General features: G+C 67.2%; 13 protein-coding genes. 8 read left to right on the top strand and 5 right to left on the bottom strand.

Annotated features, from left to right (window positions below):
- Window positions 1–26: 26 nt before the first annotated feature.
- Both larC and F3H32_RS01150 read right to left on the bottom strand, forming a co-directional pair.
- The gene (larC, locus tag F3H32_RS01145) at window positions 27–551 is read right to left on the bottom strand and encodes a nickel insertion protein (protein WP_149763641.1); all 525 of its coding nucleotides are present in this window, start codon (window positions 549–551) and stop codon (window positions 27–29) included.
- The gene (locus tag F3H32_RS01150; RefSeq protein ID WP_149763643.1) at window positions 551–2,338 is read right to left on the bottom strand and encodes a hypothetical protein; all 1,788 of its coding nucleotides are present in this window, start codon (window positions 2,336–2,338) and stop codon (window positions 551–553) included. Before F3H32_RS01150 ends, larC begins: the two co-directional genes overlap by 1 nt.
- A 473-nt stretch (window positions 2,339–2,811) precedes the next feature.
- Here F3H32_RS01150 and F3H32_RS01155 point away from each other — a divergent pair, with 473 nt between their 5' ends.
- The 5 genes from F3H32_RS01155 to F3H32_RS01175 all read left to right on the top strand — a co-directional run bounded on the left by F3H32_RS01155 (window position 2,812) and on the right by F3H32_RS01175 (window position 7,356).
- On the top strand, window positions 2,812–3,363 hold the full coding sequence (locus F3H32_RS01155; protein WP_149763645.1) for a thioredoxin family protein: 552 nt from the start codon (window positions 2,812–2,814) through the stop codon (window positions 3,361–3,363).
- Window positions 3,364–4,047, top strand: coding sequence for a phosphoglycolate phosphatase (gene gph, locus F3H32_RS01160; protein ID WP_149763647.1), 684 nt, complete (start codon window positions 3,364–3,366; stop codon window positions 4,045–4,047).
- Window positions 4,048–4,131: 84 nt separating this feature from the next.
- On the top strand, window positions 4,132–4,560 hold the full coding sequence (locus F3H32_RS01165; RefSeq protein WP_149763649.1) for a TIGR01244 family sulfur transferase: 429 nt from the start codon (window positions 4,132–4,134) through the stop codon (window positions 4,558–4,560).
- A 245-nt stretch (window positions 4,561–4,805) separates the two neighbouring features.
- Window positions 4,806–6,626, top strand: a complete 1,821-nt coding sequence (gene typA / locus F3H32_RS01170; protein ID WP_149763651.1) for a translational GTPase TypA — start codon at window positions 4,806–4,808, stop codon at window positions 6,624–6,626.
- Between the two features lie 82 nt (window positions 6,627–6,708).
- Window positions 6,709–7,356 (top strand): TetR/AcrR family transcriptional regulator, encoded by a 648-nt coding sequence (locus tag F3H32_RS01175; RefSeq protein ID WP_149763653.1) that lies wholly within the window; start codon window positions 6,709–6,711, stop codon window positions 7,354–7,356.
- On the opposite strand, the gene F3H32_RS01180 is transcribed toward F3H32_RS01175, so the two are convergent.
- A complete protein-coding gene (locus F3H32_RS01180; RefSeq protein ID WP_115755558.1) occupies window positions 7,353–7,676 on the bottom strand; it encodes a 2Fe-2S iron-sulfur cluster-binding protein in 324 nt (107 codons plus the stop codon). The two genes, F3H32_RS01175 and F3H32_RS01180, sit on opposite strands and share 4 nt — an antisense overlap.
- A 111-nt stretch (window positions 7,677–7,787) precedes the next feature.
- Window positions 7,788–9,362: an exodeoxyribonuclease VII large subunit gene (gene xseA, locus F3H32_RS01185; protein ID WP_149763655.1), complete on the bottom strand. Its 1,575-nt coding sequence runs from the start codon at window positions 9,360–9,362 to the stop codon at window positions 7,788–7,790.
- Between the two features lie 108 nt (window positions 9,363–9,470).
- Here xseA and purD point away from each other — a divergent pair, with 108 nt between their 5' ends.
- Both purD and F3H32_RS01195 read left to right on the top strand, forming a co-directional pair.
- Window positions 9,471–10,733 carry a phosphoribosylamine--glycine ligase gene (gene purD, locus F3H32_RS01190; protein WP_149763657.1) on the top strand — a complete coding sequence of 421 codons (1,263 nt, stop codon included), beginning with the start codon at window positions 9,471–9,473 and terminating at the stop codon, window positions 10,731–10,733.
- A gap of 333 nt (window positions 10,734–11,066) precedes the next feature.
- Window positions 11,067–12,629 (top strand): 2-isopropylmalate synthase, encoded by a 1,563-nt coding sequence (locus F3H32_RS01195; RefSeq protein WP_149763659.1) that lies wholly within the window; start codon window positions 11,067–11,069, stop codon window positions 12,627–12,629.
- 31 nt (window positions 12,630–12,660) lie between these two features.
- On the opposite strand, the gene F3H32_RS01200 is transcribed toward F3H32_RS01195, so the two are convergent.
- Complete coding sequence (locus F3H32_RS01200; protein ID WP_149763661.1) at window positions 12,661–13,500, bottom strand: putative rhamnosyl transferase; 840 nt, start codon at window positions 13,498–13,500, stop codon at window positions 12,661–12,663.
- Between the two features lie 264 nt (window positions 13,501–13,764).
- On the opposite strand from F3H32_RS01200, the gene F3H32_RS01205 reads away from it, so the two are divergent.
- Window positions 13,765–14,799, top strand: coding sequence for a rod shape-determining protein (locus F3H32_RS01205; protein WP_115755585.1), 1,035 nt, complete (start codon window positions 13,765–13,767; stop codon window positions 14,797–14,799).
- Window positions 14,800–14,805: the final 6 nt, after the last annotated feature.

A 14,805-nucleotide genomic window follows, 5' to 3' on the forward strand; every position in this document is an offset into this window, starting at 1 on the left:
GCGTTCCTTTTCATTCGCGCCCAAGCTTAGCGGGCCGGGTCGTCCAGATCGACCGCAAGGGTTTCGGGCGGCTCCTGGCTGCCGACCGCCGTTTCGACCGCCGCCTTCAGCACCGCCAGCGCGACGGGCCTGTCCTCGACCATGGCGGCGCAGATCGCCGCCAGGTCGTCATGTTCCGCCTTGGCGCGCATGAACGCGCCGTCGCTAAGGATGCGCTTGATGCGCAAGGGAAAGCGGCGGCTGGTGCCGTTCCAGCGCAGCTCCAGCCGGGTCTGATAGCGGCGGATGTCGAAATGCTTGTGCTGGGATTGCAGCACGCGATAGCCCCAGATCCCCAGTTCCGAGGCCAGAAGCAGGGCAAATTCAGCCTCGTCCCCGGCCTCGATGTCGATCAGCAGCACATAGCCCGGCCGCCCCTTCTTGCCCAGGCTCGACAGAAGCTGGACGTTGCGCGCGCCCATATCGGCCATCTGCGTGACGACGCGCCCCAGCAATTCGCCGGGCGCGTCGTCGATCTGGGCCATCAGCAGGATGACGCCGGTATCCGCCATCACAGGGCCAGGGTGTCGACCGCGACCAGGGCGGCGGCTTCGGCCTTGGCCTTGGTGCCGGGGATCCCGGCCGAGATGATGCCCGCCGACTGCGCCTCGAGCGCCGCGTCCGAAGGCGACATCCGGCCCATGGCGGCGGCCACGACGGCGGGAACGGTGACGTTGATGATCACGTTTCCGGCCAACAGCAACTCGCTGGCAAAGGGCGCCAGCGCCGACAGGAACGGCGCACGCTCGCGGCCGATGCCCTGCGCGACCTCGGGCACGACGCGGTTGATGATGCCTTCCATGTGGATGGTCTCGTCGCCCAGCGTCACCTCGGCATCCAGCGCCGGGTCAAAGGCCAGCCAGCGCGCCGCCATCTTGCTGGAGCGGCGCGCGCCCTTGGCGATCTTGGTGAAATGCACCTTGACGGTCTTGCCCTTGGCCTTGGTCAGCGCCTCGGCGCCGCGCCTTTCGACCAGCAATTGCCGTTCATGATCCAGTTCGCGCACGATGTCGCCCAGGCTCTTGCCCGCGGACAGATCGTCATAGGTGCGGCAGGCGCGGTCATAAAGCACCCGCGTCAGCACCGGGGTCGAGGACAGGATCATCGCATTCGTCACCGGCCCGTTGCAAACCTGCGTCGCCTTGCGGCCGATGATGTTCATGGCGATCATCGCGGTGTCGGGGTCGAAGCTGGTGGCCTGCCGCCGTTCGCGCAGGGCCTTGGCCACGCCTTGTTCGGTCGAGCCGTCCTCCAGCAGGCACAAAAGCGCGATCACCGCATCGCCGCAGACATGGCCCAGCGGCGGGTTGACCGGACCGGCGCCGGCGCCGGCAAGACCTTCCTCGAAGATCGAGACGATTTCGTCCAGCGCCATGATGCCGATGACGGTCGGCCCGCCGATATCCTTGAGGATCAGGCCCAGATCGCCGATCAGCTTGGCCGTATCGACTTCCTTGCCGGTGATGCGGACATGCAGCTTTTCGGGCAGGCCGGCGGTGCGCACGGCGGACATGCCCGCGACATAGGCGCTGGTGACCTTGCCATAGGGGCCGTATTCCTCGCGCACATCGGCGTCGGGATGGATGATTTCCAGGATGGCTGCGGCGCCGAACAGGGCCGACAGGAATTTCTGGCTGGGCATGCCGGCGCCGGACATGGCGTCCATCATCGCCTTGGTGCCGACGGCCGCGCCTTTTTCCGCCATGCCGGGAAAGATGAAATCCTCTCCCAGCGCGCCGTGGCCGACCATCACGCCGCCGCCGACGCCTTCGGGGATGTCGCGGCCCTGGATGGGCGACAGCTCACCCTTGATCATCGCGTCATAGACTGCCGAGACCGCGGCGAAGCCCGAGATCTTGTTGTTCATCTTGGCCGTCGGCACCGCGGCAAGGCCCGAACGGCTGACGCCCGCGATCATGCGCGCCGAAGAGCCCAGCTTGCGGTTGCCGGCCGGGATGCCGACCTGGGCATTCGCCCCGGCCAGATAAAGGATGGTGGCCGCGATCAGCGCCGCATTGGCGCCGTCCGCGCCGCCGTCCTTGGCCACCTGGATCGCCTTGGCCAGCAGGTCGTCGATCGGCTGATGGACGGCATCGGCGAATTTCACCTCGGGGCTGACGCCGCGGCGCAGTTCGGTCGCGATCACGTTGCAGACCGCGACGACGGGGATGTTGAGCATCCCGTGACCTCCGGCCAGGGCTTCGACCCGGTCGCTGGTCAGCCAGCCGGGGTTCGACGCCGCCGCCATGACCGATGCCAGAAGAACCTTTTCGCGCGGCTGATCGGATGTCTTGTCCATGTATTCCTCCAACCGCATGCAGCGGCTTTGACGATTTCCAGGGGCGGCCCGGCATGTCCTGGGGGCGCGTGCGGCCGGTCGGACAGGCGCGCCATGCTGTCGCCGCGGGATTTTCGGGCTGCCAACTTCAAGGCAGGGTGTAATCCATATTTCCGCCGCCGGGCTGCGAAAAGAATTCAGCCGGCATGAGTTTATATGACGGCGCCCCGCGGACCCAGGCGCTCGCGCGCCGGTGCAGGGCGGCGCATCTGTGCTGATATTTCCGATAATCGGAATTATGTAACAAAACTCCGTCATCCCACCCGCCGGCTGGGCGCATCCCACGGCGCCGGGCTGCAAGCCGCGGATGCGACTGATTATCCATATCCGATGGAAACGCTTTCTTTTCGCGCGCGCGCATCCTAGTCTGCCGGGACGAATCCACGTCAATATCCGCAGCCGCCGCAAGCGGCGATCATGAGCAGGGAGGTTTCATGGCCGTTCGTCCCCCGGTTTGCGATTTTGGGGCAAGCGCACCCGATTTCACATTGCCCGATCCCGATGGTCGCATGTTCTCGTTCGGCGACATAGCCGGGCCGCGCGGCACGCTGGTGATGTTCATCTGCAACCATTGCCCCTATGTGCAGGCGGTCATCGACCGCATCCAGCGCGACGCCGCCGAATTGCAAAAGCTTGGGCTGGGCGTCGTGGCGATCTCGGCCAATGATGTGGCCGAATACCCGCAGGACGGCCCCGAGCAGATGAAGGCCGAGGCCGAGAAGCACGGCTTCACCTTTCCCTATCTCTATGACGAAAGCCAGGCGGTCGCGCGGGCCTATGGCGCCGAATGCACGCCGGATTTCTTTGGCTACAATGCCGCCGGCGAATTGCAGTATCGCGGCCGGCTGGACGCATCGGGCCGCAACCCCGCGCCGGCCGATGCCCCGCGCGAGCTGTTCCAGGCCATGGCCCAGATCGCCGAAACCGGGCAAGGCCCGCGCGAACAAGTGCCCTCGATGGGCTGCTCCATCAAATGGAAGGTGTGAATGAACGTCTGTCTTGCCCCCTGCCCCGTGGTCTTCGACCTGGACGGAACGCTGATCGACAGCGTGCCCGACATCCACGCCTGCGTGAACGCCGTGCTGCGCCTGCACGGGGTGGCGCCGCTGACGCTTGACCAGGTGCGCGGCTTCGTCGGCGGCGGCGTCGACCTGTTGTGGCGGCGCGTCATCACCACCGCCGGCCTGCCGGTCGAAGCGCATCGCGACCTGGTCGCATCGTTCATGACCCGCTATCACGACGCGACCGGGCTGACCCGGCTTTACCCCAATGTCGCCGAAACCCTGGGGGTCCTGGCCGACCGGGGCTATCCTTTGGGGCTTTGCACCAACAAGCCGCTGGGACCGACGCGGGCGATCCTGGATCATTTCGGCATCGCGCAGCTTTTCGGCGCGGTGGTGGGCGGCGATTCCCTGCCCCAGCGCAAGCCCGATCCGGCGCCGTTGCGGGCGGTCTTCGTCGGGCTGGGCGCCGATCCCGCCAATCCGCGCGGCGTCTATGTCGGGGACAGCGAATTCGACGAGGAATGCGCCAGCAATACCGGCGTTCCCTTCCTGCTGTTCACCCGCGGCTATCGCAAGACCCCGGTCGACAAGATGGTGCATAACGGCACTTTCGACGATTTCGCGCATCTGCCGCTGCTGGTCGAGGAGACGGCCGCCATGGGCTAGCGGCGTCTTGCCGCAGCGCATGACACAAGGCTAGAACGGAACGATTCGCCGTCCGAACCCGATCGACAGCCCAAGGAGTTCCGCATGGACCTGCGCCAACTGACCCCGGATATTGCCGTCGCCGGCCAGATCCGCCCCGAGGACTTGCCGGCCCTGGCACAGGCCGGCTTTCGCGTGCTGATCAACAACCGCCCCGATGACGAAACGGGTCCGGGCGAAGATCACGAGGCGATGCGCAGGGCGGCCGAGGCGGCGGGAATGCGGTATCACTTCAATCCCTTTACGCCGGGCCAGATCACGCCGCAGATGATCTCGGCCCAGGCCGAGGCGCTGGCCGATCCCGGCCCCAAGCTGGCCTATTGCCGGTCGGGAAACCGCTCGACCGTGCTTTGGGCCCTGGCGCGGGCGGGGCAAGAGCCGGTTTCGGACCTGATCCAGACGGCGGCGCGCGCCGGATACGACCTTTCCGGCGTCCGGCCGCTGATCGAATCGCTGGCGCGCCCAGAGGAGTGAGCGGTCCGGGCCTGGAACCCTGGGGGCTGCGGCGGGTTCTTCTGCGACAGCCTGCAACCGGACGGATGCCCCGCCCGGCCAGCCCAAGGAAGGAAACTGGCATGAATTCGATCATCTATCTCGTCGGCCTTGTCGTCGTGGTGCTGTTCATCCTGGGGATGCTGGGCCTGCGCTGACGTCGATTGGTGCTGGCCTTTCGCGCCCCCGTGCGTTACCGGGGGCGCAAATTCTGACAAAGGCCACCTATGGACATCCGCAATATCGCGATCATCGCCCATGTCGACCATGGCAAGACCACGCTGGTCGACCAGCTTCTAAGGCAATCGGGCAGTTTCCGCGAAAACCAGGCCGTGGCCGAGCGGGTGATGGACAGCAACGACATCGAACGCGAACGCGGGATCACCATCCTGGCCAAGGCGACCTCGGTCGAATGGCAGGGCACGCGCATCAATATCGTGGACACGCCCGGCCACGCCGATTTCGGCGGCGAGGTCGAGCGCATTCTAAGCATGGTGGACGGGGTCTGCCTGCTGGTCGATGCCGCCGAAGGCCCGATGCCGCAGACCAAGTTCGTCACCTCCAAGGCGCTGGCGCTGGGGCTGCGGCCCATCGTGATCCTGAACAAGGTCGACAAGCCCGCAGCCGATCCCGACAAGGCGCTGGACGAGGTGTTCGACCTGTTCGCCAACTTGGGCGCCAGCGACGAACAGCTTGATTTCCCGCATCTTTACGCCTCGGGCATCGGCGGCTGGGCCGATGAGACGCTGGAGGGGCCGCGCAAGGGCATGTCGGCGCTGTTCGACCTGGTGCTGCGCCATGTCAATCCGCCCAAGCAAGTCGCCCGCCAGGACGAGCCGTTCCAGATGCTGGCGACCACGCTGGGCGCCGACCCCTTCATCGGCCGTGTGCTGACCGGCCGGGTCGAGGCCGGGCGCGCGAAAGCCGGCGATACCATCAAGGCGCTGTCGCGCGACGGCGCGCGCATCGAACAGTTCCGCATCTCCAAGGTGCTGGCATTCCGCGGCCTGAACCAGCAGCCCATCGACGAGGCGGTGGCGGGCGACATCGTGACCATCGCCGGCATGACCAAGGCCACGGTGGCCGACACGCTTTGCGCGCCCGAAGTGGACAGCCCCCTGCCCGCCCAGCCGATTGATCCGCCGACGATCAGCGTCACCTTTGGCATCAACGACAGCCCGCTGGCCGGGCGCGACGGCAACAAGGTCCAGTCGCGGGTGATCCGCGAGCGGCTGATGAAAGAGGCCGAATCGAACGTCGCCATCAAGGTCGAGGATACGGCCGGCGGCGACGCCTTTGTCGTCTCGGGCCGTGGCGAATTGCAGATGGGCGTGCTGATCGAGAACATGCGCCGCGAAGGGTTCGAACTGTCGATCTCGCGCCCCCGCGTCATCTTCCGCGACGAGGACGGCCAGCGGCTGGAGCCGGTCGAGGAAGTCATCATCGACGTGGATGACGACTATACCGGGGTGGTGATCGAAAAGCTGACCGGCGACCGCAAGGGCGAGATGGTGGACATGCGCCCGGCCGGGGTCGGCAAGACCCGGATCGTCGCGCATGTGCCTTCGCGCGGGTTGATCGGCTATCACGGCGAATTCATGACCGATACCCGCGGCAACGGCGTGCTGAACCGCATCTTCCACGGCTGGACCCCCTATAAGGGCGCGATCCAGGGCCGCCGCCAGGGCGTGCTGATTTCCATGGAGGACGGGGTTTCGGTGGCCTATGCGCTGTGGAACCTGGAAGAGCGCGGCAAGATGTTCATCGGCGCCCAGGAACAGGTCTATCAGGGCATGGTCATCGGCGAGCATTCGCGCGACAACGACCTGGAAGTGAACCCGCTCAAGGGCAAGAAGCTGACCAACGTGCGCGCCTCGGGCACGGACGAAGCGGTGCGGCTGACGCCCCCGGTGCGCATGTCGCTGGAAGAGGCCATCGCCTATATCGACGATGACGAGCTGGTCGAGGTCACGCCGAAAAGCATTCGCCTGCGCAAGCGCTACCTGGACCCGCATGAACGCAAGCGCCAGTCCCGCGCCGATGGGTAATCCGTCCGCATCGGGTGGATTACGGACTTTCGCATTGCCGAAACTCTGCTAGATTTGTGCCGAACGGTTTCGGGGGCGGCTGATGGAAGGCCGGGGCAACATCTATCAAGGCTTGATCTTTGCCGCCCAGGACTACCTGGAGGGTAACGGCCGTCTTCCAGACGATCCGGCCGAACTGGCCGGTTATGGCAAGGCCAGCGCCCAGGAAATCCGCGATATCTTCCAGTCGCGCGAAGACCTGTGCGAAGGGCTGGTCTATCACGCCGTGACGCTGCTGAACGATGCGCTGCGCGAAGGGGTGATCGGCGCCAATACCAGCGACCCGATCGAACAGTTGCATTCGATCGCGCATAGCTATCTGGCCTGGGCCGAAGCCAACCCGACCCTGTTCAAACTGCTGGTGGACGGGCTATGCGGCCCGATCAGGCCCGACAGCGCGCTGCATCGCTATACCAGTTCGATGCGCGACCTTTACCATCGCAAGCTGACCGAGGCGCAGCAGCTTGGCATCCTGTCCGAGGATGCCGATATCGAACTGTCCACCATGATGCTGCATTGCCTGGTCAAGGGCGGCAACATGATGTTCCTGACGCGCAGCACCGATCCCTGGTTCGACGGCGATGCCCGCTCGACCCGCGATCTTGCCGAAAGCATCTTCGCCGAGTTCATGAGAAATCTGCTGCGCGCCAACGCCCCTGCCGCCCCAGGGACGGGCAAGCCGGGCGCCTAGATCTGCCGTTCGGGCAGGTTCACCACCAGCCCGTCAAGCTCTTCCGTCACCTTGATCTGGCAGGTCAGGCGCGAGCGCACCGGATCGGGCTGCCAGGCGAAATCCAGCATGTCCTCTTCCATCGGGTCCTTCGCGGGCAGCCGGTCGACCCAGTCCTGTGCGACGTAGACGTGGCAGGTCGAACAGGCGCAAGCGCCGCCGCAATCCGCGTCGATGCCGGGCACGCCGTTGTCGCGCGCGCCCTCCATCACCGTCATGCCGGGTTTGACGTCGATTTCGTGGACGGTGCCGTTATGCTCGATGTAAGTGATCTTGGCCATGGGTGCCTTCCTTGCGCTTCATGCCGCAGATAGGTCATCGCGCCGCCAGAGAAAAGCCCTGCCCGCGCGGCGGTTTTTCGCATCCGCCTGCCCTGCCCTGGGCCGGGCCGCCTAGAAAAGCGATTTCTGCCCCTTGGGCTCGCGCGGCTTGCGGGCGGGCTTGGCCGGGGATGCGTCGGGGGGCGCGTCGGGGCGCGCCGCCATGCGGCCGTCCAGGAACTCGATCTCGAAGCGCGGGGTCTGCGCCGCCTTGACCGCATCGGTCAGCAGGCCCGAGGGGCCACGGACGACGGCAAAGCCGCGGCGCAGCGTCTCGCGATAGCCCAGGGTCTGGCGCAGCCGGTCCAGCCGCTCCAGCGCCTCGCGCCGCGGCGGCAGCATGCGCGCGGCGGCGGCGGCAAGCCTTGCGGCCTGCCGGTCCAGCATGTCGCGGTCGCGCCGGGTCTGGCGCCCGGCATCGGCCAGCATCCGCGCGCGGGCGCGCTCCAGCCGGCTGCCCAGATCGGCCAGGCGCTCGGCCCGGCTGCGGCCCAGCCGGGCAAGGCAAAGCGGCAGCCGCTGGCCCTGCGCCTGCAACGCCTCGCGCCGGCTGCGCAGCATGGCGCGCAGCGCTGACAGCGACAGCGGCAGCGCATTCAGCCGGTCGCGGCGGGCGCGGACGAAACCGCGCAGCGCCGGCTCCAGCCGCTCGGCGAACAGGTCGAAGCGTTGCCGGGCCGGATCGGTCAGCGCCTGCGGCCGGCCAAGCGCCCGGCCCAGGTCGGCCAGCCGCTGGCGCCGGCGCTGGTTGCCCCCTTGGGCGGCGCGCATCGTCCGGGCCCGGATCTCGGCCAGGCGCGCGGCCAGGTCGGCGCGCACCGGCACCGCCATCTCGGCCGCGGCGGTGGGCGTCGGCGCCCGGCGGTCGGCGGCAAAGTCGATCAGCGTGGTGTCGGTTTCATGCCCCACCGCCGAGATCAGCGGGATCGCGCTTTCGGCGGCGGCGCGGACCACGGCTTCCTCGTTGAAGCCCCACAGGTCCTCCAGGCTGCCGCCGCCGCGGGCGACGATGATCAGGTCGGGGCGCGGCGGGATCGCCCCGCCCTGGGGCAGCGCGTTGAAGCCCTGGATCGCGGCCGTGACCTGCGGCGCGCAGCCCTCGCCCTGCACCGCCACCGGCCAGATCAGCACCCGCGTCGGGAAACGGTCGCGCAGCCGATGCAGGATGTCGCGGATCACCGCGCCCGAGGGCGAGGTGACGACGCCGATCACCCGCGGCAGATAGGGCAGCGGCCGCTTGCGCGCTTCGTCGAACAGCCCCTCGGCCGCCAGCGCCTTGCGGCGCTTTTCCAGCATCATCATCAGCGCGCCGGCGCCCGCGGGCTCGATCTCGTCGACGATGAGCTGGTATTTCGACTGGCCGGGAAAGGTGGTCAGCCGGCCGGTGGCGATGACCTCGATGCCCTCTTCGGGGCGGGTGGACAGCCGCGCGGCCTGCCCCTTCCAGGTGACGGCGGCGATGCAGGCGCGCTCGTCCTTGAGGTCGAAATAAAGATGGCCCGAGGAGGGGCGCGAAACCCGGCCGATCTCGCCGCGCACGCGGACGCGGCCGAACTCGCCCTCGATCACCCGCTTCACCGCGCCCGAGATTTCGGAAACGGTGAATTCATGGGCGTTGCTGGCGGGCGTGTCTTCGAAAAGCTCCATGGACCGGTTGTGGCGCGGGGCGCGCGCGGGATCAAGGGGCTTGGGGGATTGATCCGGGCCGGGCCAGTTCCTAGAAGGCGCAAGACATTCGCAAGGGGGCCTTTTCGCATGAACATCCTGATCCTCGGCAGCGGCGGGCGCGAACATGCGCTGGCCTGGGCGATCCGGCAGAACCCGAAATGCGACCGGCTGTTCGTCGCGCCCGGCAATGCCGGGATGGAGCCGCTGGCGCGGCTGGCGGATCTGGACATCCTGTGCGGCCCGGACGTGATCGGCTTTTGCGAAGAAAACGCCATCGACCTGGTGGTGATCGGCCCCGAGGCGCCGCTGGCCGCCGGCGTCGCCGACGCATTGCGCGCCGCCGGCCTTCTGGTCTTTGGCCCATCCCGCGCGGCGGCGATGCTGGAGGCGTCGAAAGCCTTTACCAAGGAGGTCTGCGACGCCTGCGGCGCGCCCACCGCCGCCTGGGCGCGCTTTGACGCGGCCGAGCCGGCGCGGGCCTATATCCGCGAGAAGGGCGCGCCCATCGTCGTCAAGGCCGACGGGCTGGCCGCCGGCAAGGGCGTGACCGTCGCCATGACCGAGGCCGAGGCCATCGCCGCCATCGACGACGCCTTTGCCGGCGCCTTTGGCGCGGCCGGGGCCGAGGTGGTGATCGAGGAATTCATGGAGGGCGAGGAAGCCAGCTTCTTCGTCCTGTGCGACGGGGTGGATTGCCTGCCCATCGGCACCGCCCAGGACCACAAGCGCGTGGGCGACGGCGATACCGGGCCGAATACCGGCGGCATGGGCGCCTATTCCCCCGCCCCGGTGCTGACGCAAGCGATCCAGGACCAGGTCATGGCCCAGATCGTTCGCCCCACCGTGGCCGAGATGGCGCGGCGCGGCACGCCGTTCCAGGGCGTGCTTTATGCCGGGCTGATGATCCGGGACGGCCGGGCGCGGCTGGTGGAATACAATGTCCGTTTCGGCGACCCGGAATGCCAGGTGCTGATGATGCGGCTGGGTGCGCAGGCGCTGGACCTGATCCTGGCCTGCGCCCAGGGCCGGCTGGGGACCATGGCGGTCCGCTGGGCCGACGACCATGCGCTGACCGTGGTCCTGGCCGCCAAGGGCTATCCCGGCAGCTATGCGAAGGGCAGCGCGATCGGCGGGCTGGACGCCCTGCCCGAGGACAGTTTCCGCATGGTCTTTCACGCCGGGACGGCGCGGCAGGACGGCCGGATCGTCGCCGCCGGCGGCCGGGTGCTGGCCGCGACCGGGCGCGGCGCGACCCTGGCCGAGGCGCATGCCCGCGCCTATGCGCTGGTCGACGGCATCGACTGGCCCGAGGGTTTCTGCCGCCGCGACATCGGCTGGCGCGCGCTTTGAACTGCCGGGCCGGCGGCACGGGTGCAGGAGTATTTGGAAAACGGTGAAAGCAGGCGGCGGCGCGGGGCGGCATCGCCCCCGCAGGCGGCAGGGCGGGAAAATGCCGCGGGGCGTTTTTTGCCTTTTCAATCAGGTGGCGCGGGTCTTATAGTCTGGGCATGACTCGGATGCAGCAGATCATTGCCACGGCCCCCCACGCGCAAGACAGCGCGCCATCGGCCGTGCATCCCCGCGGTCTTATTCTTCTTACGCTGCGCTGAGCGGGTCTTCCGGGCCGCCGCTCAGTCAGGTTCGTGCCCGGTCCCCCCGTGAGCATGAAGAAGGATTCCCGACATGACCGATCCGAACCGCGTATTGATCTTTGACACCACCCTGCGCGACGGCGAGCAATCGCCCGGCGCCACCATGAGCCACAGCGAAAAGCTGGATATCGCCGAGATGCTGGACGAGATGGGCGTCGATGTCATCGAGGCCGGCTTTCCCATCGCCTCGGAAGGCGATTTCGCCGCCGTCTCGGAGATCGCCACGCGCGCGAAGAACTCGGTGATCTGCGGCCTGGCGCGGGCGCAGATCCCCGATATCGACCGCTGCTGGGAGGCGGTGAAGCATGCGCAAAAGCCGCGCATCCACACATTCATCGGCACATCGCCCCTGCACCGCGCCATCCCCAACCTGGACATGGACCAGATGGCCGAGCGCATCCACCAGACCGTGACCCATGCCCGCAACCTGTGCGACGACGTGCAATGGTCGGCCATGGACGCCACAAGGACCGAGCATGATTACCTGTGCCGGGTGGTCGAGATCGCGATCAAGGCCGGGGCAACCACCATCAACATCCCCGATACCGTCGGCTATACCGCGCCGCGCGAATCCGCCGCGCTGATCCGCATGCTGCTGGAGCGGGTGCCGGGGGCCGATACGGTGGTCTTCGCCACGCATTGCCACAACGACCTGGGCATGGCGACCGCAAACAGCCTGGCCGCGGTCGAGGCGGGCGCGCGCCAGGTCGAATGCACCATAAACGGCCTGGGCGAACGCGCCGGCAATACCGCGCTGGAAGAGGTGGTCATGGCCTTGAAGGTGCGCCACGACATCATGCCCTATACGACCGGCATCGACACCACCAGGATCATGGCGCTGTCGCGGCGGGTGTCGCAGGCTTCCGGCTTTCTGGTGCAGCCCAACAAGGCGGTGGTGGGCAAGAACGCCTTCCTGCACGAATCCGGCATCCACCAGGACGGGGTGCTGAAGAATGTCGAGACCTTCGAGATCATGCGGCCCGCAGATATCGGCCTGAACGAGGCCAATATCGCCATGGGCAAGCATTCCGGCCGCGCCGCGCTGCGCGCCAAGCTGAAGGACCTGGGCTATGAGCTGGGCGACAACCAGTTGAAGGATGTCTTCATCCGTTTCAAGGCGCTGGCCGACCGCAAGAAAGAGGTCTATGACGACGACCTGGTCGCGCTGGTCCAGGATGCGGCGACGAATACCGAAGACGATTACCTGCAAGTCAAGCATCTGCGCGTGGTCTGCGGCAGCGACGGGCAATCCGCCGATCTGACCCTGCTGGTCGGCGGCGAGGAAAAGGCGGTTCACGCGACGGGCGACGGCCCGGTCGACGCCTGTTTCAACGCGGTCAAGACCATCTGGCCGCATCGGGCGCGGCTGCAACTGTATCAGGTCCATGCCGTGACCGAGGGCACCGATGCCCAGGCTACCGTCAGCGTCCGCATGGAGGAGGAAGGCCGCATCGCCACCGGCCAGGCCTCGGATACCGACACGATCCTGGCCAGCGTGAAAGCCTATGTCGGGGCGCTGAACCGGCTGAAGGTGCGCCGCGACATGGTCGGCGAAGGCGCCGATGCCAAGCAGGTCAGCATGTATTCGCATTGACCCGTTGCGGGACGACAAGGACAGGGGCGGCTCAGGCCGCCCCTTTGCGTTCCACGAATCCCAGGTCGATGCCTTGCAGGAAGGGAAAATCCTCGGCCAGTTCGCGCTGGAACTCGGCCGGGGCAAGCTGCTCGAACCATTTGGGGAAGCGGGCGACGATGGTGGCGACGGAATCGCCTTCGTCCCAGCGGGTCTGCACATAGCCCAGGCCGTCCACATCGGTGAAGGCGGGGAAATGCTTGGGAAGCTGGAAGTGGTTATAGGCATAGATGCAGCGCCCAGGCCCGCGCATGCGCACCGCCGCCCCGGCGCCCAGGAAGGGCTGGTGGGCGCGCCAATAGCTGACCGGCTCGCCCTGGTAGCTGCCCATGACCAGACCTTGCGGATAGCTGATGGCGAATGCCGGCAGGTCGGCAAAGCGCTTTGCATGGCGGCGGATGCGGGCGACATGGTGGCGGCTGAAGGCGTCGTCGTCATCGACGCGGAACTGGATGACCGGGCGGCCCGCCGCCTCGGCCGCTTCGCGCAGCGGCTCGCGCAGGGCGTTCACCGTCTCGCGCCTGTCCGAAAGGATCAGCCGGACCTGCGGCAGATCGGCGCAAAGATCGCGCAGCCGATCCAGCCAGGGCTGCGGCAGTTCGGGCGATGTCAGCAGCCAGAAGCGGAAATCCGCATCGGTCTGCGCCTTGATGGAGGGCAGGCAAAGCGTCTCGAAGGCGGTGAAGCGGCGCTCCAGCCGTTCGGGCGCGTAAAGCATGGCGCGGCGGCGGGCCAGAAGATCGGGCCCGGCCTCGCCCTGCCCGGCCATGCCGGCCCAGTCGCAGCGGCCCAGAAAGGAAAACCGGCAGATGCCAACGATATCGTCCCGCAAGATCCGCCCCCGCTTATTCGGACCCCTGTGGGCCAACCGGCGAAAAACCCTAGCAGGCCCTGATCGGCGGTCAAGCCGTTCCTCTGCCGCGAAACCCCGCCCAGCCGGGTGCCGGCGGAATTTTCCGGTTTCCCCGCGCCCGGCCCCGGCCTATATCTCCTGCACCTTGGCGGGGGCGACTCGCCGGGGCAATCGGGCAATGGCCGGCGCGAAAAGCGCGGCGAAACGGCCGTCATGGCAAGGGGCGGCGAAAGGGATAGTCACATGGCCTTTGGCGGGTTGTTTTCCACCGATATCGCGATCGACCTGGGGACCGCGAACACGCTGGTCTATGTCAAGGGCAAGGGCGTGATCCTGAACGAGCCCTCGGTCGTGGCCTATCACGTCAAGGACGGCAAGAAGCAGGTCCTGGCCGTGGGCGAGGACGCCAAGCTGATGCTGGGCCGCACGCCGGGCAGCATCGAGGCGATCCGGCCCATGCGCGAAGGCGTCATCGCCGATTTCGACAGCGCCGAGGAAATGATCAAGCATTTCATCAAGAAGGTGTTCAAGCGCACCACCTTTTCGAAGCCCAAGGTGATCGTCTGCGTGCCCCATGGCGCCACCCCGGTCGAAAAGCGCGCCATCCGCCAGTCGGTGCTTTCGGCGGGCGCGCGCCGCGCCGGGCTGATCGCCGAGCCGATCGCGGCCGCCATCGGCGCCGGCATGCCCATCACCGAGCCGACCGGCAGCATGGTGGTGGATATCGGCGGCGGCACCACCGAGGTCGCGGTGCTGTCGCTGGGCGACGTGGTCTATGCCCGCTCGGTCCGCATCGGCGGCGACCGGATGGACGATTCGCTGATCAACTATCTGCGCCGCAACCACAACCTGCTGATCGGCGAATCGACTGCCGAGCGCATCAAGACCCAGATCGGCACCGCCCGCATGCCCGATGACGGGCGCGGCGCCACCATCATGGTGCGCGGCCGCGACCTGCTGAACGGCATCCCCAAGGAAATGGAGATCACCCAGGCGATGGTCGCCGAGGCGCTGTCCGAACCCGTGCAGCAGATCTGCGAATCGGTGATGGTGGCGCTGGAGGCGACGCCGCCCGACCTTGCCGCCGATATCGTCGACCGCGGCGTGATGCTGACCGGCGGCGGGGCGATGCTGGGCGAGTTGGACCTGGCGCTGCGCGAGCAGACCGGGCTGATGATCAGCCTGGCCGACCAACCGATGAGCTGCGTCGCGCTTGGCACCGGCAAGGCGCTGGAGTTCGAAAAGCAGCTTCGCCATGTGATCGACTACGACAGCTAAGCGGAT

Source organism: Paracoccus thiocyanatus, from assembly GCF_900156255.1.
GTDB classification, from domain to species: Bacteria; Pseudomonadota; Alphaproteobacteria; order Rhodobacterales; family Rhodobacteraceae; genus Paracoccus; species Paracoccus thiocyanatus.